Below are 22,579 nucleotides of genomic sequence, written 5' to 3' on the forward strand. Positions count from 1 at the left end.
TCCACGCTGATTTTTTCCGGGATGAAACGCGGACCGCCCTGCGTTAGTATTCTATTCTCACCCCTCCAGGAGGCTTCGATGCATAAAAGAGTGCTGATCCAGGCGGCGGGCGCGCTTCTCGCCCTGCAGTTCATGGTCGTTCCGGTGTTCGCCGCCGGAAGTGGTGGCGGCAGCGACGAAACCGTCACCCAATGCAAGAAGGGCATGGTCTGGGACAAGAAGAAGCATAAATGCGTGGCACCCCAGGAAGGCATGCTGGACGACGACAGCATCTATGATGCCGGACATGCGCTGGCGATGGCCGGGCGTTATGACGAGGCGATCGCCGTGCTCAGCCTCGCCGCCAACAAGCAGGATCCGCGCATCCTCAACTATCTCGGCTATTCGCACCGCCATTCCGGACGCGTCACTGTCGGCCTCGGCTACTACGAGGAAGCGCTGCGCATCGACCCGAACTACACACTGGTGCGCGAATATCTCGGCGAGGCACATCTGCAGATTGGCGACCTAGCCGGCGCTCAGCAGCAGCTGGCGGAGATCGAGAAACGCACCGGCAAGGGCTCGCGCGAATACGGCATGCTGGCCGAGCAGATCGACCATTTCATGCGGAGCTGACCACGCTCCAGGCCATTCCTCGAAGCGGCCGCGATCGTTCGCGGCCGCTTTTTTGTTCACCTGTCTCGTTAGAGCAGTTCCTGGAATTGGCTCCGCAGCCTCGGTTGGATGGCAGCCTCGACGATTTTTGAAAAACCCATTTTTTGGGCGTGAAAAACCCGCTGACATTGCTATATTAGAGCAAATTGCGGTGAGACGGTTCCGTTAGCCCGAGGCTGCCGGACCGTTTTCTTTTTGTACCCAACGACAAGGCTTCCCCCGAAACGCGGGGGTGGTGGCAGGAAAGGTGAGGCATGATGAACAAGGTCCCGATGACAGGCGAGGGGTTCGCGTCATTGAAGGAAGAACTGCGTTGGCGCCAGCAGGAAGAGCGGCCGCGCATCATCGAGGCGATCTCCGAAGCGCGCTCGCATGGCGACCTGTCCGAAAATGCCGAATATCATGCCGCAAAAGAGGCACAGAGCCTCAATGAGGGCCGCGTTAACGAGCTCGAGGATTATATCGCGCGGGCCGAGGTGATCGACGTCACCAAGCTCAGCGGCGAAAAAGTCAAGTTCGGCGCCACCGTCGTGCTGGTCGACGAGGACACCGAGGAAAAGAAGACTTATCAGATCGTTGGCGACCAGGAAGCCGACGTGAAGTCCGGCCGCATCTCGATCTCCTCGCCGATCGCGCGCGCGCTGATCGGCAAGGAAGTCGGCGACGCCATCGAGGTCAATGCCCCTGGTGGTGCAAGGGGCTATGAGATCGTCCAGGTGCAGTTCATCTAGGGGATTAGGCGCGCCGCTGATCTATTCAAGCCGAGGTTTGCGCTGCCCCTCATTGCCCTACCGGGCATTTCTCCCCGTATAGGGACGGGGAGAAAGACGCTGTCACGTATGATTTCGCTAATTTCGGGTTGTAGAAATAGGCGCCAGCGTTGCGGCCAGCCCCTTCTCCCCGTCACTATACGGGGAGAAGATGCCGGCAGGCAGATGAGGGGCGGCGCTGGCCTTTTCAATTGAATTGATTTGAAAAAATCAATTCTTACCAGCCAGAGCAGCGCCCCTACGCGCCAAAAGCCTCTCCGCCTCCGCCACCACCTCGCTCGGCGTCAAACGCCCACCTGGCGGCGCCAATAGCGTCGACGCATATGGCCCGCGAGGGCCTGTCAAACCAGGCTCGGTGGCCAAAAAAACCGCGACCGTCGGCAGGCCGAAGGCGCTGGCGAGATGGGTCAGGCCGGTGTCGGCGCCGATGACCAGCGTCGAGCGGCCGAGGATGGCGGCGATGTCGGCGAGCGGCGATTTCGGTACCACGACCGTGGAGGGCACCGCCCTGGCGATCGCTTCGGCCACGGCTTTCTCGCGCTCGTTCGACCAGGTGGTGACCGGTGTCATGCCCCGCTCGACCAGCAGGCGGGCCGTCCCGATCCAGTCTCCGGCCGGCCATTTCTTGTCCTCACGGCTGGTGCCGTGCAGCAGGAAGGCGGTGTTTGCGCCGATGTTGGCTGGGGTGACCGGCGATGGAACGATGCCGGAGTTGAGTGTCGAAAGATCCGGCTGATAGCCGAGCGCCTGCCCGAACAGCCGCCGCGTCCGCTCTATGGCATGCAGGTTGCGCGGCACGCCGTAGGTGACGTCATAGAACAGCGTTGCCGAAGGTTCGCGCGCGCTGGACCGGTCGAAGCCGGCAATCGGTGCGCCCGCCTGCCGGGCCACAAGGGCCGACTTCAACAGGCCCTGTGCATCGATGACGAGGTCGTATCGGCGTTCGCGCAAGGTGCGGCGCAGCGCGGCCGCCTCGCGCCAGGTGGCGCCGTCGAGCAGCGCCTTGCGCCAGCGCCGGATGGCGACCGTGTGGATCCTGCCGATCGCCGGGTGCAACGCCACGATGCCGGCAAACGCCTCTTCGACGCACCAGTCGAAGGACACGTCCGGCCTGGCGAGGCTGGCGTCCTCGACGGCCGGGAAGGTGTGAATGACATCGCCCATCGACGATGTCTTGACGATCAGCACCTTCATGCCGCCGCCGGAAGTTCCAGCAGGCGTTCCGCCGCTGCCGCGACTTGCCCGACTTCCAATGTCTTCAGGCAGTTGAGATGGCCGAGGGGGCAGATCTTCTGGTGGCAGGGCGAGCAGGACAGGCCGAGCCAGACCAGTTCGCGGCGCTCCGCCAGCGGCGGCGTATTTTGCGGCGAGGTCGAGCCATAGACGGCGACGATCGGCGTGCCGACCCCCGCCGCGACATGCATCAGCCCGCTGTCGTTGGACACCGCGAGCCTTGCCGCCGCGATCAGGTCGATGGCGTCTTCCAGCCGCGTCTGGCCGGCGAGGTCGACGACGCCGGGGGCGAGGCTTGCGATCTCCGCCGTCACGTCGCGGTCGTTCTTCGAGCCGAACAGGGCGACCTTGAGACCCTTGCCCATCAAGTCGCGGGCCAGGCCGGCATAGCTTTCGCTCGGCCAGCGCTTGGCCGGTCCGAACTCGGCGCCGGGCATCAGGGCCACGAATTGCTGTGGCGCGAGCCCGAAACGATCGAGCAGGGCGGCCTGGTTGTTGGCGTCGACGGTCAGGTGAGGGGCGCGGAAGGTGCCACCCTGGGCGAGGCCGAAATAGGCCTGCGCGGTGCGCCGTTTCACGGCCTCGGGCAGCGGCACGATGTCGGTCAAAAGGCCATAGCGCATTTCCCTGAGATGGCCGAACCGCCGTGGAATCCGGGCAAAGAAGGGGATCAGCGCCGATTTCCAGCTGCCCGGCAGGATATAGGCCATGTCGTAGCGGCCGCGCAGCAGGCGGCCGAAGCGGCGGCGATGGGTGAATTCGAGCGCGCCGGGCTTCAGCGGAAAGTCGATCTGCTGGCGGATTTCGGGCATGCGCTTGACCAGCGGGGCGGCCCAGGCCGGCGCCAGCACGTCGATCGCGGCGTTGGGGTGCAGCTCCTTCAGCGCCGAGAACAGGCACTGCGCCATCACCATATCGCCCACCCAGCGTGGGCCGATCACGAGGATCGTTGGGCTTTCAGCCATTCGACATAGTCTCTGACGCCAGTTTCGACGCTCCGGAACTGGCCATTGTAACCGGCCGCGCGCAAACGGGACATATCAGCTTGCGTGAAGCTCTGGTAGCTGCCCTTGAGATGGTCGGGAAATTCGATGAACTCGATCTCGCCTTTGCCGAGCGTGTCGATGACGGTTTCGGCGACGGCGCGGAACGGCTGGGCGCGGCCGGTGCCGCAATTGAAGATGCCGCTCGCGCCGCGCTTCCACAGCCACAGATTGACGTCGGCGACATCGCCGACATGGATGAAGTCGCGGCTCTGTTCGCCAGGGCCGAAACTATCGTAGGCGCCGAACAGTTTCGGGTTTTCGCCACGCTCGACCTGGTTGAAGAGATGGAAGGCGACCGAGGCCATGGCGCCCTTGTGCGCCTCGCGCGGCCCGTAGACGTTGAAGTAGCGCAGGCCCGCGACCTGCGAGTGGTCACTGTCAAAGACGGTGCGCCTGACATGGTCGTCGAAGAGTTTCTTGGAATAGGCGTAGACGTTGAGCGGCCGTTCGAGCGTCGGATCCTCGCGGAACTCGGCGCCGCCGCCATATACGGACGCAGAAGAGGCATAGAGGAAGGGCACGCGCAGGGCCTGGCAGGCATGCAGCAGCCGCTTCGAATAAGCAAAATTCACCTCCATCATGAACTTGCCGTTCCACTCGGTGGTGGTCGAGCAGGCGCCTTGGTGGAACACGGCCTCGATACGGCCGAGCGAGCCGGCCTCGATGCGGGGCAGGAAATCGTCCTTGTCGAGATAATCGGCAATGCCAAGATCGGCGAGGTTGGAGATCTTGTGGCCGTCGGTGAGGTCGTCGACGACAAGGATGTCGTCATGTCCCTCGGCATTGAGCGCGGCGACGATGTTGGAGCCGATCATGCCGGCGCCGCCCGTGACGATGATCATGAAGGCCTCTGGTTGCTTGCGATTCCGGTCCTTATAAGGGAGGCCAGCCGGGCTGTCGACAAAGCAGGTGCAGGGCGACGGCAGGCGAGGCGGGTTGACGTCACGGTGGGGCCGCAAAGCTGCCGCTTCTGTTGGTTCGCCTGCCGGACTGGATCACGAAGGAACAAACGAATGCCGTCGACGGAACTGCTCATTGCGTTTTTCGCCACCACGGCGATCTTCGCCTACATCCCTGGTCCGGCCATGCTTTATGCCGCGGCCCAGACGATGGCGCGTGGGCGCTGGTCGGGGCTGACGGCGGCACTCGGCATCCATCTCGGCGGCTATGTGCATGTCTTCGCCGCCGCCGCCGGCCTGTCGGTGCTGTTCCACGCCGTGCCGCCGCTCTACATGGCGGTCAAGCTGGTCGGCGCGCTCTATCTGATCTGGCTCGGTGTCTCGCTGTTCCGCAAGCGCGCGGACGGTGACACGACGCTGCCCGTCATCGAGCGGAAATCGGCGCGGCGTGCCTTTTTCGAAAGCATCACCGTCGAGGTGCTCAACCCGAAGACCGCGATCTTCTTCATGGCCTTCCTGCCGCAGTTCATCGATGCCTCGGCGGCGTTCCCGGTGTGGCTGCAATTCGTCGTGCTCGGCACCATCGTCAACCTGATGTTCTCCTCGGCCGACATCGTCTGCGTCTTCCTGGCCGGTCTCGTCATCGGCCGGCTGCGGCGTTCGAGCCGTGCGCAGCGCCTCATGCAGCGCGCAGGCGGGGCCGTGCTGGTCGGGCTTGGCGTTCACGTTGCCTTGCAGAGGAGCTGAGCGCCCGGACCGTGCCGGTCACGTCCGGCCGTTGCGCTGCATGGATTTGCGGTATATCGGCAGGCATGAACGATCCGGCCCGTAAATTGACAATTTTCAGCACGACAGAGATCGGCCTTTCCCGCGCGTTGCCAGTGACATGATCAAGCACAATCCGCCTTCTCCCGAACCTTTGCACCGTGCGATCGCGCGTTTCGGCGACGTGACCGTGCTGGTGGTCGGCGACCTCATCCTCGACCGCTTCGTCAACGGCGTCATCGAGCGGATCTCGCCGGAGGCGCCGATCCCGGTGCTGCATGGGCGCGGCGAGGTCTTGGCCATGGGCGGTGCCGGCAATGTCGTGGCCAACATCGTCTCGCTCGGCGCGCGGGCCATCCCGGTTTCGGTGATCGGTACCGATGCGGCCGGCGACAGCCTGGTGCGGATGCTCAGCGAGCTTGGCGCCGAGACAGTGGGGCTTTCGCAGCAGCGCGGCCGCATGACCTCGTCGAAGAGCCGCTTCAGCGCGCTCAACCAGCAGGTGCTGCGTTTCGACGAAGAAGAAATCAAGCCGCTCGGCGACGACGAGCGGGCTGGTCTGGTCGGTCATTTCCGGGATGCGCTCAAGCAGGCCGATGTCGTTATCCTGTCCGACTACGGCAAGGGCATCCTGCTCGACGGCGTCGCCGCAGAGCTGATCGCCATCTGCCATGAGGCGGGAAAGCCGGTGCTGGTCGACCCGAAGGGCCGCGACTATGCCCGCTATGCCGGCGCGACCGCCATCACCCCTAACCGCAAGGAGCTTGGCGAGGCCGTCGGCCATGCGGTGTTCGCCGATGACGAGATCGTCGCGGCCGCACGTGAACTGATTTCCGCGCACGGCTTCGATTTCGTCGTCGCCACCCGCAGCGAAAAGGGCATGAGCGTGGTCAGCCCCGACGAGGCGCGCCACATCGCCACCCAGGCGCGCGAAGTGTTCGACGTCTCGGGCGCCGGCGATACGGTGATCGCGACCTTCGCGCTGGCGCTGGCCGCCGGTGCCGATCCGGTCGCGGCGGCCTCGATTGCCAATGCCGCCGGCGGCGTCGTGGTGGGCAAGCGCGGCACCGCGCGGCTGACGGTGGAGGAACTGACCGGCGCGCTGTTCCGCTCGCATGGACCGACCGCCCACAAGGACGCTATCCTCGATGCCGCATCGGCGTCGCGCATGGTCGCGGCCTGGAAGGCGGAGGGACTGAGCGTCGGCTTCACCAATGGCTGCTTCGACATCCTGCATGCTGGCCATGTCAGCCTTTTACATGCCGCCCGCAGCCAGTGCGACCGGCTGGTGCTCGGCCTCAACAGCGATGCCTCGGTGCGGCGGCTGAAAGGGCCGGGGCGCCCGGTCAACGACCAGCATGACCGCGCCTGCGTGCTCGCGGCCCTTGCCTCGGTCGATGCCGTCGTGGTGTTCGAGGAGGACACGCCGCTGGCGCTGATCGAGGCGCTTCTGCCCGACATCCTGGTCAAGGGCGCGGATTATACGATCGACACCGTGGTCGGCGCCGATGTGGTGCAGAAGGCCGGCGGACGCGTGGTGCTGGTCGATCTCGTCGCCGGCAAGAGCACTACGGGCACGATCGGCAAGCTGCGTGCTGGCGCCACCACGAACTGAGGGTTCCATGTCTGAACTGAACGACTACCTGGTCCGCTCGGCGGCTGCGATCACGGCGATGGTCGAGCGCGACCTGACCGGCGAGATGGAGCGCGCGGCGAGCGCCGTGGTGACCGCGCTTTCAGCAGGCAAGGCCTTCCTGATCGCCGGCAATGGCGGCTCGGCCAGCGATGCCATCCACATCGCCGGCGAATTGGTCGGCCGTTTTCTCAAGGAGCGCAAGGCCTACAATGTCATCGCGTTGCCGGCCAACGCCGCGGTGCTGACCGCCTGGGGCAACGACTACGGCTTCGACACGGTGTTTTCGCGCCAGGTCGAGGCGCATGGCGCGGCCGGCGGCGTGCTGCTGGCGATCTCGACCAGCGGCAATTCGCCGAGCATCCTCGCCGCCGCCGAACAGGCGCGGATGATGGACATGACGGTGATCGGCCTGACCGGCGACACCGGCGGCAAGTTGAAGCCGCTGTGCGACATCCTGCTCAACGTGCCCTCGACCTCGACGCCGATCATCCAGCAGGGGCACCTGTGCCTCTACCATCATCTGTGCGAGGTGGTGGAAGCACGCCTGCATAATGGCTGAGGCGGTAGCGTACCCGCTGACCGAACCGGGCCTGTGGGTCGAGCGGATCGGCGACCGGGTCTTCCCGGGACGCCCGCCGGCGCTGTTCCTCGACCGCGACGGCACCATCAACGTCGATACCGATTACCCCAGCAATCCGGCGGAGATCGTGCTGCGCGACGATATCGTGCCGGCGATCGCGGCCGCCAACCGCAACGGGACCCCGGTCGTCGTGGTCACCAACCAGTCCGGCATCGCGCGCGGCTATTTCGACTGGAACGTCTTTGGGGCGGTGAACGGTCGCGTGCTCGACCTGTTGGGCGACCGGGGCGTGTTCGTCGACATGGTGCTTGCCTGCGCCTATCACGAGGCGGGCGTAGGGCCGCTCGCCGTATCGGACCATCCGATGCGCAAGCCCAATCCGGGCATGCTGGTCGAGGCGGGCAAACGCCTCGATCTCGATCTCCAGCGCTCCCTGATCGTCGGCGACAGACTGGGCGACATGCAGGCCGGACGGCGCGCCGGTCTGGCGCAGGGCTGGCTGGTGGACGGCGAGGCGGCGGCTTTGCCCGGCTTCGCCATCAGGCGCTTGCATGACGCCGATGACCTCGGCGGTCTGCTCGCCGCCATTGAAACGCTCTGCCGGGACAACGGGTCCTGATCCAGGCCTGACCGCTCATGCCTGATCGTTGCGCTCCGAGGCTTCGTAGAGCTTGGCCTCGGTGGCGAAGGAATAGATCATCACCGACATCGAGTAGACGAAGCCGTGCCGGCCGCACAGGAAGTAGCGCTTGGCGAGATAGAATTTCAGGAAGTTGCCGAACGGCGACAGCACCAGCCGCACCAGGCCGGGCTTCTTGCCCTTCTCGACCAGCGTCTTGGCCTTGAGGCCGGAGTAGCTGTTGGCCCGGGCAAGATCTTCCTCGACCGAGATCTCGCGGCGATGCAGCAGCACGCCGTTTTCGATCGTGCCGGTTTCGCCGGGCACACGGAAGGATTCATGCACTCGCGCGGTGAGGTCCATGGTGGCGCCCTCGCGCCGGAAAAGCCGCAGCAGCCTGTTGTGCAGCACCCAGCGATGCGCATAGCCGTAGCCCTTCAGCCAATCGCGGCGGCGGATGTACCAGCCGCCGATCTTGGTGTCGGCAGCCTGCGTAGCGGCCACGATCGACTGCCGCAGCTGGTCGTCGACGCGCTCGTCCGGGTCGATCGAAAGACACCATGGCTGGTTGGCATGGTCGAGCGCGAACTGCCGCTGTCGGGGAAAGCCCGGCCAGTCATTGTGCAGCAGCGTTATCGGGTAGCCCTTGACGATATAGCTTTCCACGCATTCGACGGTGCCATCGGTCGAACCGGAATCGACGATGATGATCTCGGCGCAGAAATCGATGCTTTCCAGGCACGGGCCGATCATATCGGCCTCGTTCACGCAGATGATAAGCGCCGAGACCGGGCTTGCAAATCGAGTCATGGTCCCCTTCCCATGGCGGGCCGTCCCCGGAACAACACTGCTTGCGCTCTGTTCGAGCGTCAGTCGAGCGGCGAAGTCCGGCAGGCCGTCCAGCCTTGTACATCAGCGTCTGTCTGATACCAACGGGGCGCCGGTGTGGCGAAGGCAAGGAATTTGCCGGCGGACAGGCCTTCGCCCGGCCTCAGGGGCGCTCGAATGAGACCAAGCCCTCATCCTTGACCCGGCGGATGGTGAGGGCGGTGCGCACCGTGTCGACATTCGGCGTCGAGGTCAGTTCCTCGATGACGAAAGTCTGGAAGGCGCCGAGATCGCTTGCCACGCAATGCAGCAGGAAGTCGGATTCGCCCGAGACCATCCAGGCGTCGCGCACGATCGGCCAGCCGCGCGTGCGCTCGGCAAAGATGCGCAGTTCGGCATCGGCCTGGTGATGCAGCCCGACCAGGCAGAAGGCGACCACGTCGAGGCCGAGCGCCGGGGCGTTGAGCAGAGCGCGGTAGCCTCGGATGATGCCGGCTTCCTCCAGCCGCTTGACCCGGCGCAGGCAGGGCGGCGCCGAAATGCCGACGCGGTTCGATAGTTCGACGTTGGTCATGCGGCCGTCGCCCTGCAATTCGCGCAGGATCTTCCAGTCGATGGCGTCGAGGTCGGCCTTGAGCGGCATTGGAGGTCTCGATGATCAGAGTGGCGCAAGAATCTTTCGCGATTTTGTAATTAAACGACTTTTGTGTCGACGCCAGCCCTCATCAAGGCGATTTTGGAACGGCAACGAAAAGCGGTCATCGTGCGAATATCCACATAGGCCGAAGCTTTCCGGGGACGACGGCCCGTTCGCCTTGCTGGCGTGGTTGGCAACCCTTACATTAAGCGCGACATTCCACGTCTTTTTCCAAGGCAACACTCCATTGTCTGCCCCGCAGAGGCTTCAAATGACCACCAAGCATGCGCCCGTTCTCATCATCGGTTCCGGCCCGGCCGGCTATACGGCGGCGGTCTATGCCGCACGCGCCATGCTGAAGCCGATGCTTGTCGCCGGCCTGCAGCAGGGCGGCCAGCTGATGATCACCACCGATGTCGAGAATTATCCGGGCTTCGCCGACCCCATCCAGGGGCCGTGGCTGATGGAGCAGATGCTCAAGCAGGCCGAGCATGTCGGCACCGACATCATCAACGATATCATCACCGAGGTCGACCTCAACGTGCGGCCGTTCCGCGCCAAGGGCGATTCCGGCACGACCTACACGGCCGACGCGCTGATCATCGCCACCGGTGCGCAAGCCAAGTGGCTGGGCATTCCGAGCGAGCAGGATTTCATGGGCTTCGGCGTCTCGGCCTGTGCCACCTGCGACGGCTTCTTCTATCGCGGCAAGGATGTCGCCGTGGTCGGCGGCGGCAATTCGGCGGTGGAGGAGGCGCTCTATCTGTCGAACCTCGCCAAGAGCGTGACGGTCATCCACAGGCGCAGCGACTTCCGCGCCGAGCGCATCCTGCGCGAGCGGCTGCTGAAGAAGGACAATGTCCGCGTCATCTGGGACACGATCGTCGACGAGGTCACCGGCCGCCCGGGCAAGACGCCGCTGCCGCCGTCGGTCGAAGGGCTGAAGCTCAAGCATGCGGTGACCGGTGCCGAAACGCACCTCAAGGTCGATGGCGTGTTCGTGGCGATCGGCCACGCACCGGCGGTCGAACTGTTCGCCGGCAAGCTGAAGCAGAAGCCGAACGGTTATCTGTGGACCGCGCCGGATTCGACCCGCACCGACGTGCCCGGCGTGTTCGCGGCCGGCGACGTGACCGACGATGTCTATCGCCAAGCGGTGACGGCGGCGGGCCTCGGCTGCATGGCGGCGCTCGAGGCGGAAAAGTATCTGGCCGGTATCGAGGTGCATCGCGAAGCAGCGGAATAGGGGCCGCTGTAAAACTGTTAAAAAAGCGGCTTGGAAACGCCGTGCAAAAGCCTGATTTTTCATTCAGACGCCAAACAGAACGAGGGGTATCATGGCGTTGGACTGGGACAAGCTACGCGTGTTTCACGCAGCGGCGGAAGCGGGGTCGTTTACGCACGCGGCCGAGACATTGCATCTGTCGCAATCGGCGATCTCGCGGCAGGTCAGCGCGCTTGAGCATGATGTCGGCGTGCCGCTGTTCAACCGCCATGCACGCGGCCTGGTGCTGACCGAGCAAGGCGAAATGCTGTTCCGCACGGCGCATGACGTGCTGATGAAGCTCGAGACCATCAAGTCGCGGCTGACCGAGACCAAGGACCGTCCTTCCGGCGTGCTCAGGGTGACGACGACCGTTGGCCTCGGCGCCGGCTGGCTGACCGAGCGGGTGCAGGAATTCATCGAGCTCTATCCCGAAATCAGCCTGCAGCTGATCCTCGCCAACGAGGAGCTCGATCTCACCATGCGCCAGGCCGACTGCGCCATCCGGCTGCGTCAGCCGCAGCAGCCGGACCTGATTCAGCGCCGCCTGTTCACCGTGCATTTCCACCTTTACGCCGCCCCTTCCTATGTCGCCAAGCATGGGAAGCCGGCCTCGGTCGCGGAGCTCAGGACCCATCGCATCGTCACCTTCGGCCTGCCGGTGCCTTCGCATCTGTCGGAGCTGAACTGGCTGGAGACGGTGGGCGATTTCGAGGGCGGCCAGCGTGTGCCTTCCCTGCAGATCAACGATATCCTGTCGATCAAGCGGGCCGTGCAGGGCGGCGCCGGCATCGCCATGCTGCCGGACTATGTGATCAGCAAGGACTCCGGCCTGGTGCAATTGCTGCCGGAGACCGAGGTGCCGTCCTTCGACACCTATTTCGCCTATCCAGACGCGATGAAGAACCAGGCCAAGCTGCACGTGTTCCGCGACTTCATCATCGCCAAGGCCAGAAGCTGGTCTTTTTAGGATAAGCCGATATTCAGGTGAGGCCGGCCTGCGAACGAGAGCTTCCTGCGCTTCCGGTACTCACGGACGGAAAGTCCGCTCCGTTCCGGTTCTCGGAAGCTGCCGTTCTCGGCTCGGCCTCACCTGAATCTCGGCATATCCTCTGCGGCGCTGCGTCCGCAAGCCGCCTCACCCCCGCCAGGGCGTGAGGCGCGGCAGCCAGCCGGGCACGTTGCGGCGGTAGGTCTCGTATTCTGCGCCATAGCGACGGCTGAGCGTCGGCTCCTCGTAGAGCCTGACGAAGGCGCCCATGATGACCGCGCCGACGGCGGCATAGACGACAAGCGTCCAGCTCGAGAACAGCAGCGCCTGGCCGAGGATGATCGACAGCACCGCGACATACATCGGGTTGCGGACGTGGCGGTAGATGCCGCCGATCACCAGCTTTTCGGTCGGCGCGACCGGTGCTGGTGTCCCCAGCCCCTCCAGCGCAAAACGCCCGAAGGCACGCAGCAGCACGGCGGCCGCAGCGACGATCAGAACCCAGCCGGCAAGCACAAAGCCCGGCACAGCGGACCAAGGCAGGCCCCAGCGATCGCTGAGCAGCCACGGAATCAGACCGGCGACCACGCCAGGTGCCGCAATCAGGAAAATAGCGCTGCCGGCAATCGCCGTGAACGTACGCATTGGCTGGCTCCTTCCGATTGCCTTAGAAATGAACGCCTGCTGCTCACTTCCACGTCATTGCGCGGTTTTGGCATTTCGCGGCGAAAACCGATCGCTATTCGCGATTCCGGTGTGACAATGGCCCGATCGCGCGCTGCAATTCGACGATTCCACTGGTCCTATTGGCGTCGGGAGCGGGTTAGACCACAGCCTGCGTCTTTTTGCATGCGTGTGTTGCAAAATAGATGCTTGTTTCTTGGGCATGATGAGTACATATATAGATCATCTCCTGGGTGCGTTCTCCTCCCATTGGCGCCCTCGAGTGTTCCCCTCTGGAGGTTAGCCTTAACAGGCACTTCCATCAAACTCAGCCGGATCTTCATTGATCCGGCTTTTTTGTTGCCCGCATGCCCCCCAGGGCGGCTGAGAATTTCACCTGAATTGCCGCGTAACAGTGTCATGTAACCTCTGGTAACATGACAAGGGCATCCTCCATCTGTTATGTAGACCATAGGACGCGGTGTGGTTCGGACGGGAGATGGGGGCATCACTCGAACGACCCGGGCTCAGGCGGCTACCGCGTCCGAACCTTTTTGCCGAAGCTCGGCGACTGCATATGCGGCGGACCTGCCGTTTCTCCTCCCAAGAAAACGGTCCGCAAAACAAAACGGCGTCCGGCTCCCCGGGCGTCGTTTTTTATTTCCGCCCCCTCGAATTTCGAGGGGGCGTTATATCAGGATGGAAATCACGCGGCCTTGCCGTTGGCATTCATCGCCTCGTCCGCGAGGCGGCCGGTGAGGTCGGCCATGTGGTCGAATACGGCGCGATAGCTGGCAACGCCCGCGGTTGCCGAGCGCAACTCGATGATCAGGTCGCCGATCTCGGCCTGCGGCATGGTCGCCTCGACGACATCCCATCCCGGCCAGTCGGGCCGCGCGTCATAACCGAGGATCTGGCCGCGGCGTTGCGGGATCAGCGCGATGATCTTCGACGTCGCGTCGGACGGGGTGACGATCTCGACCTTCATCACCGGTTCCAGAAGCACCGGCGAGCAAGCGGCCATGCCTTCCTTCATCGCCAGCTTCGCCGCCATCTGGAAGGCCATGTCGGAAGAATCGACCGCATGGTAGGAGCCGTCAGAGAGGTTGACGGCGACATCGACGACGGGGAAGCCGAGCGGGCCGGACTTCAGGTAGTCGCGCACACCGGTCTCCACCGACTGGATGTAGGTCTTCGGCACCACGCCGCCGGTGATGGTGTCAGTGAACTGGAAGCCCGAGCCGCGCGGCAGCGGCTTGATCTCGATCACCACATCGCCGAACTGGCCATGGCCGCCCGACTGCTTCTTGTGGCGGCCGCGCTGCTGCACCGATTTGCGGATCGTCTCGCGATAGGGCACCGCCGGCGCGTGGCCTTCCACCGGAATCTGGTTCTTGCCCTCGAGCCGCTCGCGCACGACGCGCAGATGCATCTCGCCATGGCCGGACAGTACTGTCTCGGCCGAGTCCTGGTTGTGGCGCAGGTTGAGCGAGGGATCCTCCTCGGCCAGGCGCTGGATGGCCGCCGACATCTTCACCTCGTCCTTGCGCTCCTTGGGACGCAGTGCGAAGGCGAAGACCGGTTGCGGCGGTTCGACATCGAACAGCTGCTTGATGCCGCCCTTGGCCGAGGTCAGCGTCTGGCCGGTCTTGACCTCGTCCAGCTTGCCGAGCGCGACCGTGTCGCCGGCCCTGGCGGCGGTGAGCTTGAACTGATCCTTGCCGAGCATCCGATAGATGCCGGAGACCTTGGCGGTGCCGCCGCCGGGCAGCCAGAGTTCGGAGCCGTCGGCGACCTGGCCTGACAGGATGCGCGACACCGACAACTTGCCGCCATGCGGCGTGTGAATGGTCTTCATCACCTGGGCCACGGTGGCGCTGCCATCCGGTGCGCCGAGCCGCTTGCGGGTCGCCTCGATGTCGGGCGCGTCGTGGCGGATCGTCTTCAGCAGGCGGAGCACGCCATTGCCTTTCTCGGCGGTACCGATCAGCACCGGCGTCACCGCGCCGTCGCGCAGATCGGCCGAGAGGTCGTCGAAGATCGCGTCCTTCGGCGGCTCGATCTCCTCGAGCAGCTGTTCCATCAACTGGTCGTCATGGTCGGCGAGCGTCTCCAGCATGGAGAAGCGCGCTTCCAGCTCGCGCGCCTTGTCGTCACCCGGTATCTGAGCCACCTCGCTCTCGGCATATTCGCGGTAGATGTAGGCGCGCTCCAGCGCCAGGTCGATCGAGCCGATGACGACGCCGTCCTTGCGCAGCGGAATCTGGCGCAGCAGGAGCGGTACCGAACTGGCCGGCTGCAACATCTTCAGCGTGTCGCGCACGCCCGATATCGCCTTGTCGACCTTGTTGAGGAACAGGAGGCGCGGCACGCCGAGATCGTCGAGCTTGCGCATGATCAATTGCAGGGCGGGGATCTTCTTTTCATCGGCCTCGGCCACGACCACGGCGAGGTCGCAGGCGGCCAGCACCGGTTCGGCCTCGAAGGAGAATTCGATCGAGCCGGGGCAGTCGACAAAGGTGATCTGCTCGCCCATGAATTCGGTGGTGGCGATCGTCGCCTCGACGCTCATGGCGTGGGCACGCGCCTCCGGCGAATGGTCGGAAACGGTGTTGCCGGAAGAAACGGGATTTTGTCGGGGAATGGCGCCCGTACGGGCCAATATGGCTTCGAGAAGTGTCGTCTTACCGCTTGCGAAGGGACCGACTATGGCAATGCATTTCGGTCCCGTGCGTCGTCCTCCGGCGCGAGTACCCATGACTGACCTCCACTCAGGCGTTTCCCGTAGGACCGACTGGCATGCATGGTTCAGGCGTGGTCAATCGGTCCTGAGCGGCGGCCGGCCTGTTCGACCGTCGCGGGCGGGGTTCTTTTGGTTTCACCACCTGCCCGAAAGCATCGTCCCACTTGTTTGCCGGCAGGGCAAGAAAAATAGGAATCCACTGCTGCGTCAGGCGTCCTTGCGGCGGCGCGGCAAACGGCCGGTTGCGCCTCGGAGGATATCAGCCGAGAATGCATCCGCGTCAAATGAGAGACGGCGTTTGCCGTCGGTCGCTTCACCACCGGTCCTGGGATTAGACGATGAAGATCATTGCTTGCGGCAGCGTACCCACCATCATCGCACCCGAAAAGTACTTCACCGGTCGGGTTCTGCAGACGCCGATCATCGAGAAGGAGGAGCCGGCGCGGCTGAGGGCGACACTGGTCAGCTTCGAGCCGGGTGCGCGCACATACTGGCACACACATCCGCTCGGCCAGACGCTCTACGTCACCTCGGGTGCCGGCCTTGCCCAGACTTGGGGCGGACCGGTCCAGGAGTTCACGGCAGGCGACGTCATCTCGTTCGCGCCCGGCGAGAAACACTGGCATGGCGCGGCGCCGAAATCGGCAATGACGCATATCGCCATGCAGGAAGCGCTCGATGGCGTCCACGCCGACTGGCTGGAAGCGGTGACCACCGAGCAGTATGGCGGCTGAGGCCGAGCCGGGCTCACAAAAAACCCGGCGTGGAGCCGGGTTTCCGTTGGCCGCGATGATGCGTCCGATCAGGTCAGCGATGCCGTGAAGCGCTGGATGCGCGTGCAGGCTTCCTCCAGAAGGGCATCCGAGGTGGCGTAGGAGATGCGGAAGTTCGGGCCGAGGCCGAAGGCCGAGCCGAACACCACCGCCACGCCCTCGGCCTCGAGCAATTCCGAGCAGAAGGTCTCGTCGGTGTCGATCACCTTGCCGGCCTTGGTCTTCTTGCCGATCAGCTGGGCGCAGGACGGATAGACGTAGAAAGCGCCTTCCGGCGACGGGCAAGAAATGCCGCGTGCCTGATTGAGCATCGAGACGACAAGATCGCGCCTGCCCTGGAAGATCGCCTTGTTTTTGGCGATGAAGTCCTGCGGGCCGTTGAGCGCTTCGACCGAGGCCCATTGCGCGATGGTGCAGGCGCCCGATGTCTGCTGGCCCTGGATCATGTCCATCGCCTTGATCAGCTGGACCGGGCCGGCCGCGTAGCCGATGCGCCAGCCGGTCATGGCATAGGCTTTCGATACGCCGTTCATGGTCAGCGTGCGCTCATAGAGCTTCGGCTCGACCTCGGCGAGGGTCTTGAAGACGAAGTCGCCATAGGTCAGGTGCTCGTACATGTCGTCGGTCAGCGTCCAGACATGCGGGTGCTCGAGCAGCACGTCGGCCAGCGCGCGCAGTTCAGCTTCGGTGTAGGCCGCGCCCGACGGGTTCGACGGCGAGTTCATCAACAGCCATTTGGTCTTCGGCGTGATCGCCTTCTCCAGCACTTGCGGGGTCAGCTTGAAGCCGTTTTCGATCGAGGTGTCGGCAAACACCGACGTGCCGCCGCAGATCGCCACCATTTCCGGGTAGCTGACCCAGTAGGGGCGCGGGATGATGACTTCGTCGCCGGGGTTCAGCGTCGCCATGAAAGCGTTGAACAGGATTTGCTTGCCGCCGGTGCCGACGATGGTCTGCTCGGGCTTGTAGTCGAGATTGTTCTCGCGCTTGAACTTTTTCGCGATCGCCTCGCGCAGCGGCACGATGCCCGAAACCGGCGGATACTTGGTCTCGCCACGCCGGATCGCCTCGATCGCCGCATTCTTGATGTTGTCGGGCGTGTCGAAATCCGGTTCGCCGGCGCCGAGGCCGATGATGTCACGGCCGGCATTTTTCAGCTCGCGGGCTTTCTGCGTCACTGCGATGGTGGCGGAAGGCTTCACGCGGGAAAGGGTGTCGGCAAGAAAGGCCATGACCTTTTGTCTCTCCTGAGAGGATCGGCGCGGCCAGGAGCGGCCGCGGCGCTTCTCATGTCGCATCATTCCGCGCAGTGCAAGCTTTCTTGGCTGTGCCAGGTGGGTCGCGCGGTCAATGAGCTGTGATTGGGAGCCATGATCGGGCGCCGTGATCGGCAACAATAAATTTATTAACGGGCGGTAGAGGCTTGCGTGACAGGATCGCAATCCAATTGCGGAGCGAGGAACCGTGTCGCGCAGCGTCGGGCTTGCCCATATCATCCGTCATGATGACGGCACCTCTACCGGTGTCTGGGGCATTTATACGCTGCAAAGTGCCTTCCAGCCGATCTTCGCCTTCAAGGAGGGCAAGCTGTCGGTCACCGCCTTCGAGGGGCTGATCCGGCCGTTTCGCGATGGCGAGCCGCAATCGCCGATGAGCTTCTTTTCGACTTGTCCGGCCGCCGACCGCCTGCATGTCGAAGCGCTTACCAGGACGCTGCATCTCCTGAACGCCGGCGCCTGCCTGCCGCAGGAGGCATCGATCTTCATCAATTTCGACCCGTCGGTGTTCACCGAGCGGGCGATCGCCGACAATGCCTTGCGCGAAATGCGGCTGGTGCTGCACGAGGCCGGCATCGACCCGGGCCGCGTCGTTTGCGAGGTGACGGAACAGAGGTCGGCGTCGCAGGAGACCCTGCACAGCTTCGTGGCGGCGCTCAAGGGCAACGGCTTTCGCATTGCGGTGGACGATTATGGCGCTGATGAGTCCGACATCGGCCGGATCAAGGAATTGAAGCCCGACATCGTCAAGTTCGATGCGCAGTGGATCACGCAGCTGATGGAGTCCGGTGCCGGCTTCGCGCTGCTGACCACGATGGTGAAAAGCTTCGAAGAGCAAGGCATCCGCACCGTGTTCGAGGGCATCGAGGAAAGATGGCAGCTGGAGCTTGCCGAGAAGTCGGGAGCGTCGATGATCCAGGGCTATGTGCTGGCACGGCCCGAGCTGGCACCGACCAGCTTTCGCGTCTTCGGCAAAGTCCCGCCGGAACCCGTCTCCGCCGCCGAGACCGTGCCTGTCGCGTCGCCCGTTCGGCAAACGGCGCGACCGGTCAAAGCCTTCGGGCGCAGGGTCGCGCCATGAGGCCCGAACGGCGCCGCAATGTCGGCGATGCGATCTTCGTCGACGAGGTCGGCATCGAATTCGGCGTTTATGGCGACTTCCGTCTGCGCAGCGCCTATCAGCCGATTTTCGCCCCGCGCGGCGACAGCCTGCACCCGGTGGCGGTCGAAGGCCTGATCGAGCCGCACCGCGCCGGCCGGCCAGGGTCGCCACGGGTGTTCTTTGAAGGCGTTGCCACACCGGACCGGCTGTTTGTCGAGACCATGTGCCGGGTGCTGCATCTTCGGAATTTCCACATTATCGGCGTCGACGGGCTCGATCTGTTCTTCAACTACAATCCGCTGGTCAACGACCATACCGGGCGGGCGCTGGCCGAGATCCGGCTGATGAGCAGGCATCTGGGCGAACTCGGCCTCGCTCCTCGCATGCTGGTCTGCGAAATCACCGAACAGGCGGCGGACGATGCGCTGCTTGCCCGGCTGGCGCGCGAGATGCGGCGCGACGGCATCCGCATCGCCATCGACGATTTCGGCACCGGCCATTCGACCGAGGAGCGGGTGAGCCTGCTCAAGCCCGACATCGTCAAGATCGACGGCGGCTGGTTCGCGCAGTTCTGCCGCCATGCCGCAGCCGAACGCTTCTTCCGCCCGCTGGTATCGAGCCTGCACGACCGCGGCGCCAAGGTCCTGGTCGAAGGCATCGAGCAATCCATCCACCTGCGCGTGGCGCTCGAAGCCGGCGTCGACCTGCTGCAAGGCTTTCTTCTGGCCCGGCCGGCGCTGGCCGGCACCGTCTTCGAGGAAGCGCCGCTCGTGATCGACGCGCTGCTGGGCCTCGACAACAAGGTCGTGCCGCTCTTTGCCAGGACCTTGCATCAGCGGCGCTGATGGTCGCGCCAAAACAAATCATTGGTTGAGGACGCCGCCGCTGCGATAATCGCCTCTGCAAGGCAGCGCTCGGGGAACGGCAATGATACTTTACAGCATGATCGACAGCGGCAACTGCTACAAGCCGCGCCTGCTGATGGCCAAGCTCGGCCTCGGCTTCACCACGGTCGAGGTGAGTTCGCATACGGGCGACACGCGAAAAGCCGATTTCGTCGCCAAGAATCCGAACGCCATGGTGCCGCTGCTCGAACTCGACGATGGCCGGCGGCTGGCCGAGTCCAACGCCATCCTGCTCTACCTCGCCGAAGGCACGCGCTTCCTTCCGGCGGACAAGTATGAGCGCGGGCTCGCCTATCAGTGGCTGTTCTTCGAGCAATACAGCCACGAGCCCTACATCGCCGTGCGCAAGGCGCTGTTGACCTTTCCCGAAAGGGCCGCGGATGCTACGCCCGAACGGCTGGCGGTGACATTGGAGCGCGGCAACAAGGCGCTTGGCGTGATGAACAGATATCTGGAAAACAACGCCTTCTTCGCCGGCAGCGCCTTCAGCGTCGCCGACATCGCGCTCTATGCCTACACGCACACGGCGGAGCAGGGCGGCTTCCAGCTCGACGTCTATCCGGCGGTGGCGGCCTGGCTGAGGCGGGTGGAAGCAGATCCGGGGCATGTGCCGGTCGGGTGGGTGGGGTAGCCTTCTCCTCTTGAAGGAGGGGCTATTTCAACAGATGGTCGTAATCGGCGTGGTGCCGATCCAGAACCAGATCACATCTTCATTGTTGCGTATGGCAACAGCCCGGTAGTTTTCGTCAACTCGCGCCGACCAATAGCGACCGACCTGTTTGAAATGCAGTGAGGGATGAAAAGGATCGCAACGCAGTCGGGCAAAACGCCTGTCCGCCTTTGCTCTGATTGACGATGGCAGTTTTTCATAAGCCTCCCAGAACGATGGAGAGGCGACGTGGTTCACAGAGGCCGCGTCCGACCAGCGCGATGGTCAGCCAGCGCCTGTTCGGCAAGCCTGTCCAAACGGCCCGCCTTCGCGTCGGCTTCCATCTGCCGGTCCCACATATCCGCCTGGAGCGCCTCGAACCAGGCGGCAAACGCCTTCAGTTCCTCGGGGCTCAGTTCGGCGACGGATTTTTCGATCTGCTCAAGTTTGGTCATGGCCGAATGATACCACTAGTGGGCCAAAAGTACCACCGGTGGGACTATTGCGCCGGCTGCGGCACCCAACCCCAGACAGCAAAAAGGCGGGATAAATCCCGCCTTCCGTGCTTGGTAGCCTGATTGGGAGCGTCCAGTCCGGGCTGGCAGCTATCTGCTGATCCAGTCTGTCGGGTCTTTCCGCTCCGGCGCGCTTCTCGCGCGACCGTCAGTACATCCGTGACTTGCCGCGCGCCCCGAGCTCTCGCCCGGCGCGCGCCATTCGCAAAATCAGGCTGCCTTGCTCAGAGATCCAGCGGACGACTTGCCAGTGCGGCGGTCCTGCTCGATCTCGAAGTTGATCTTCTGGCCTTCGACCAGGGTCGACAGGCCAGCACGCTCGACTGCGGAGATGTGGACGAAAACGTCCGCGCCGCCCGCGTCAGGCTGGATGAAGCCGAAGCCCTTGGTGGCGTTGAACCACTTGACCGTTCCAGTTGCCATAAAAATAGTCCTTGCATTTGCTTTGGTTTGACCAGACCGAGGTCCAGCCGGTGTGCATCGAGATTTTGGAGATAGACGTCAGCAAACGCGAAGATCGCGAGGCCCGGATCGATCGGCCGAAATATCAATGGGCCTGATATAGGCTGCTTTCCGACGAAAAACAAGACTGCGTGAAAAAGCCGTGATCGAGGGGCCGCCCAACGGCCGCCCCAATCTGGTGAAACCGTTGCGGCAGATCGCGCTGTCGGAGGATGGGCGGATCGGGGAGAGGATCATGAAAACCATTCTGCTTGCCGCCTGCCTGACGCTGGTGGCCGCCGAGGCGCAGGCGATCTCGCGCTACGACCCGACGCATATGAGCTGCGGCAAGGTCCAGTCGACGATCGCGCGGCAGGGCGCCGTCATCCTGCGCTATCAGTCGGCACGCGTGCCGGGGCTGCCGCTCTACGACCGCTATGTGCAAAGCCAGCAGTTCTGCACCATGGGCGAGGTGAGGACGCGTGCCTATGTGCCGAGCGCCGACACCAAGTCCTGTCCGGTCTACAACTGCAAGCGGCCGGACAATGAAAGGCGTTTCCGGCGGCGATTCTTCCACAACGACTAGGCCGCTCATCGACTGCAGCGGAGGCTTTCTCAGTTGTTCAACCTGCGCCGCTCGGCGGCATGCGCTTTCATTCGCGAATCTGTTCCATGAGCATGGACACGAACCGCGTCACCTTTTGCGGGCGAAAGCGTGCGGCCGGGTAGACCACGTGAATGCCGCCGGAGGGCAGCGCCCAGTCAGACAGCATATGGACGAGACGACCCTGCGATAGATAGTCGGCGATCAGATAGTCCGGCAGAACCGCCAGCCCGCCGCCGGCGAGCGTCGCTTCCAGGACGGCCGGTGTCGAGTTGATGGAGAACGTCTCGCGCATGGTGACCGTCCGCGGCTCGACATCGCCTCGGGTGAAGCTCCAGGTGAACGGCTTGCGAAGGACGGAATTGGCGACGAGCGGCAAGGAAGCAAGATCTTCCGGTTCGTCCACCGTGACCTTGGCGGCAAAATCCCGTGAAGCGACGAGGATCTGCCGGAAGGTGCCGATGCGGCGCGCCTGCAGGCTGGAATCTTCCAGCCAACCGACCCGGATGGACAGGTCCATCTTGCTGCCGATCAAATCAATTATGGCATCGGAAATGAACAGTTCGACGCCGCAGGCTGGAAATTCCTGTCGAAAGCGGGCGGCGATCGGGGCCAGCACGATCGCGCCATAGTCATTGGACGCCGAAACGCGCAGCACACCCGCCACTTCGGTGTTGCCCTCTGCGACCTCGGCGACTGCCTCTTCAACGTCCCGCAGGATCATGACGCAACGTGCATGCAGAAGGCGGCCTGCTTCGGTCGGCTCGAGCCTTCGCGTCGTGCGCACGAGAAGCGTGGTCTGCAGTTCGGCTTCAAGGCGGGCGACCTGTTGGCTGACGACGGCCTTCGTGATGCCAAGCCGCTCGGCTGCCCGGGTAAACGAGCCCGCGTCGATGACGGTGGCAAAATAGGCGAGGCGGTTGAGGTTGATCGGTTCCATGGGACGCCTTCGATTTATTGTAAGCTGATGGCATACAGTCTGTAT

The 22,579-nt window shown here is 63.8% G+C and carries 24 protein-coding genes and 1 pseudogene; 13 read left to right on the forward strand and 12 right to left on the reverse strand.

The features are described from left to right. The first annotated feature begins 78 nt into the window (after positions 1 to 78). Positions 79 to 615, forward strand: coding sequence for a tetratricopeptide repeat protein (locus FJ978_RS09510; RefSeq protein ID WP_013893566.1), 537 nt, complete (start codon positions 79 to 81; stop codon positions 613 to 615). Positions 616 to 911: 296 nt separating this feature from the next. Further along, positions 912 to 1,385 (forward strand): transcription elongation factor GreA, encoded by a 474-nt coding sequence (gene greA, locus FJ978_RS09515; RefSeq protein ID WP_023767588.1) that lies wholly within the window; start codon positions 912 to 914, stop codon positions 1,383 to 1,385. Between the two features lie 249 nt (positions 1,386 to 1,634). On the opposite strand, the gene waaC is transcribed toward greA, so the two are convergent. The 3 genes from waaC to rfaD are packed head-to-tail and all read right to left on the reverse strand — an operon-like array spanning position 1,635 to position 4,545. Beyond that, on the reverse strand, positions 1,635 to 2,618 hold the full coding sequence (waaC, locus tag FJ978_RS09525; RefSeq protein WP_140571984.1) for a lipopolysaccharide heptosyltransferase I: 984 nt from the start codon (positions 2,616 to 2,618) through the stop codon (positions 1,635 to 1,637). Further along, entirely contained in the window at positions 2,615 to 3,622 is a 1,008-nt protein-coding gene (waaF, locus tag FJ978_RS09530) for a lipopolysaccharide heptosyltransferase II (protein WP_140571986.1), read from the reverse strand. Before waaF ends, waaC begins: the two co-directional genes overlap by 4 nt. Then, on the reverse strand, positions 3,595 to 4,545 hold the full coding sequence (rfaD, locus tag FJ978_RS09535) for an ADP-glyceromanno-heptose 6-epimerase (protein ID WP_140571988.1): 951 nt from the start codon (positions 4,543 to 4,545) through the stop codon (positions 3,595 to 3,597). Before rfaD ends, waaF begins: the two co-directional genes overlap by 28 nt. A gap of 171 nt (positions 4,546 to 4,716) precedes the next feature. Between rfaD and FJ978_RS09540 the strand changes: the two genes are divergently transcribed. The 4 genes from FJ978_RS09540 (at position 4,717) to gmhB (ending at position 8,202) form a co-directional block, all read left to right on the forward strand. Further along, complete coding sequence (locus FJ978_RS09540; protein ID WP_140571990.1) at positions 4,717 to 5,349, forward strand: LysE family translocator; 633 nt, start codon at positions 4,717 to 4,719, stop codon at positions 5,347 to 5,349. Between the two features lie 139 nt (positions 5,350 to 5,488). Next, positions 5,489 to 6,982 carry a D-glycero-beta-D-manno-heptose-7-phosphate kinase gene (gene rfaE1 / locus FJ978_RS09545; RefSeq protein WP_140571992.1) on the forward strand — a complete coding sequence of 498 codons (1,494 nt, stop codon included), beginning with the start codon at positions 5,489 to 5,491 and terminating at the stop codon, positions 6,980 to 6,982. A 7-nt stretch (positions 6,983 to 6,989) separates the two neighbouring features. Next, positions 6,990 to 7,562 (forward strand): SIS domain-containing protein, encoded by a 573-nt coding sequence (locus tag FJ978_RS09550; RefSeq protein ID WP_013893573.1) that lies wholly within the window; start codon positions 6,990 to 6,992, stop codon positions 7,560 to 7,562. Next, positions 7,555 to 8,202: a D-glycero-beta-D-manno-heptose 1,7-bisphosphate 7-phosphatase gene (gmhB, locus tag FJ978_RS09555; RefSeq protein ID WP_140571994.1), complete on the forward strand. Its 648-nt coding sequence runs from the start codon at positions 7,555 to 7,557 to the stop codon at positions 8,200 to 8,202. Before FJ978_RS09550 ends, gmhB begins: the two co-directional genes overlap by 8 nt. 15 nt (positions 8,203 to 8,217) lie before the next feature. On the opposite strand, the gene FJ978_RS09560 is transcribed toward gmhB, so the two are convergent. Then, positions 8,218 to 9,012 (reverse strand): glycosyltransferase family 2 protein, encoded by a 795-nt coding sequence (locus tag FJ978_RS09560; RefSeq protein ID WP_140571995.1) that lies wholly within the window; start codon positions 9,010 to 9,012, stop codon positions 8,218 to 8,220. A gap of 181 nt (positions 9,013 to 9,193) precedes the next feature. Then, positions 9,194 to 9,673, reverse strand: coding sequence for an Lrp/AsnC family transcriptional regulator (locus tag FJ978_RS09565; RefSeq protein ID WP_140571996.1), 480 nt, complete (start codon positions 9,671 to 9,673; stop codon positions 9,194 to 9,196). A 265-nt stretch (positions 9,674 to 9,938) separates the two neighbouring features. Between FJ978_RS09565 and trxB the strand changes: the two genes are divergently transcribed. Together trxB and FJ978_RS09575 are read left to right on the forward strand one after the other, a co-directional pair. Beyond that, complete coding sequence (gene trxB / locus FJ978_RS09570; protein ID WP_140571997.1) at positions 9,939 to 10,913, forward strand: thioredoxin-disulfide reductase; 975 nt, start codon at positions 9,939 to 9,941, stop codon at positions 10,911 to 10,913. Between the two features lie 91 nt (positions 10,914 to 11,004). Continuing rightward, entirely contained in the window at positions 11,005 to 11,901 is an 897-nt protein-coding gene (locus FJ978_RS09575; protein ID WP_013893578.1) for a LysR family transcriptional regulator, read from the forward strand. A 168-nt stretch (positions 11,902 to 12,069) separates the two neighbouring features. On the opposite strand, the gene FJ978_RS09580 is transcribed toward FJ978_RS09575, so the two are convergent. Both FJ978_RS09580 and FJ978_RS09585 read right to left on the reverse strand, forming a co-directional pair. Continuing rightward, positions 12,070 to 12,567 (reverse strand): isoprenylcysteine carboxylmethyltransferase family protein, encoded by a 498-nt coding sequence (locus FJ978_RS09580; RefSeq protein WP_140571998.1) that lies wholly within the window; start codon positions 12,565 to 12,567, stop codon positions 12,070 to 12,072. 724 nt (positions 12,568 to 13,291) lie between these two features. Next, complete coding sequence (locus FJ978_RS09585; protein ID WP_140571999.1) at positions 13,292 to 15,343, reverse strand: elongation factor G; 2,052 nt, start codon at positions 15,341 to 15,343, stop codon at positions 13,292 to 13,294. Positions 15,344 to 15,666: 323 nt separating this feature from the next. On the opposite strand from FJ978_RS09585, the gene FJ978_RS09590 reads away from it, so the two are divergent. Continuing rightward, entirely contained in the window at positions 15,667 to 16,062 is a 396-nt protein-coding gene (locus FJ978_RS09590) for a cupin domain-containing protein (protein ID WP_140572000.1), read from the forward strand. A 68-nt stretch (positions 16,063 to 16,130) separates the two neighbouring features. Here the strand turns inward: FJ978_RS09590 and FJ978_RS09595 are convergent, their stop codons facing one another. Beyond that, complete coding sequence (locus FJ978_RS09595) at positions 16,131 to 17,333, reverse strand: pyridoxal phosphate-dependent aminotransferase (RefSeq protein ID WP_140572001.1); 1,203 nt, start codon at positions 17,331 to 17,333, stop codon at positions 16,131 to 16,133. A gap of 232 nt (positions 17,334 to 17,565) precedes the next feature. Between FJ978_RS09595 and FJ978_RS09600 the strand changes: the two genes are divergently transcribed. From FJ978_RS09600 to FJ978_RS09610, 3 genes are all read left to right on the forward strand, one after another. Then, on the forward strand, positions 17,566 to 18,459 hold the full coding sequence (locus FJ978_RS09600; protein ID WP_013893582.1) for an EAL domain-containing protein: 894 nt from the start codon (positions 17,566 to 17,568) through the stop codon (positions 18,457 to 18,459). Next, a complete protein-coding gene (locus FJ978_RS09605) occupies positions 18,456 to 19,325 on the forward strand; it encodes an EAL domain-containing protein (protein ID WP_140572002.1) in 870 nt (289 codons plus the stop codon). The genes FJ978_RS09600 and FJ978_RS09605 overlap by 4 nt, the downstream gene beginning before the upstream one ends. A gap of 82 nt (positions 19,326 to 19,407) precedes the next feature. Beyond that, positions 19,408 to 20,016, forward strand: a complete 609-nt coding sequence (locus FJ978_RS09610) for a glutathione S-transferase family protein (protein WP_013893584.1) — start codon at positions 19,408 to 19,410, stop codon at positions 20,014 to 20,016. Between the two features lie 22 nt (positions 20,017 to 20,038). Here the strand turns inward: FJ978_RS09610 and FJ978_RS09615 are convergent. From FJ978_RS09615 to FJ978_RS09625, 3 genes and pseudogenes are all read right to left on the reverse strand, one after another. Then, a pseudogene (locus FJ978_RS09615) lies at positions 20,039 to 20,292 on the reverse strand (hypothetical protein). Further along, positions 20,289 to 20,489 carry a hypothetical protein gene (locus FJ978_RS09620; RefSeq protein WP_013530089.1) on the reverse strand — a complete coding sequence of 67 codons (201 nt, stop codon included), beginning with the start codon at positions 20,487 to 20,489 and terminating at the stop codon, positions 20,289 to 20,291. The pseudogene FJ978_RS09615 and the gene FJ978_RS09620 overlap by 4 nt, the downstream one beginning before the upstream one ends. Positions 20,490 to 20,759: 270 nt before the next feature. Beyond that, positions 20,760 to 20,972: a cold-shock protein gene (locus FJ978_RS09625; protein ID WP_010910991.1), complete on the reverse strand. Its 213-nt coding sequence runs from the start codon at positions 20,970 to 20,972 to the stop codon at positions 20,760 to 20,762. A 274-nt stretch (positions 20,973 to 21,246) separates the two neighbouring features. Here FJ978_RS09625 and FJ978_RS09630 point away from each other — a divergent pair, with 274 nt between their 5' ends. Continuing rightward, complete coding sequence (locus FJ978_RS09630) at positions 21,247 to 21,576, forward strand: hypothetical protein (RefSeq protein ID WP_041164629.1); 330 nt, start codon at positions 21,247 to 21,249, stop codon at positions 21,574 to 21,576. A 67-nt stretch (positions 21,577 to 21,643) separates the two neighbouring features. On the opposite strand, the gene FJ978_RS09635 is transcribed toward FJ978_RS09630, so the two are convergent. Beyond that, entirely contained in the window at positions 21,644 to 22,534 is an 891-nt protein-coding gene (locus FJ978_RS09635; RefSeq protein ID WP_013893587.1) for a LysR family transcriptional regulator, read from the reverse strand. Positions 22,535 to 22,579: the final 45 nt, after the last annotated feature.

This window comes from Mesorhizobium sp. B1-1-7, assembly GCF_006442705.1.
In the GTDB taxonomy this organism is placed as follows: domain Bacteria; phylum Pseudomonadota; class Alphaproteobacteria; order Rhizobiales; family Rhizobiaceae; genus Mesorhizobium; species Mesorhizobium opportunistum.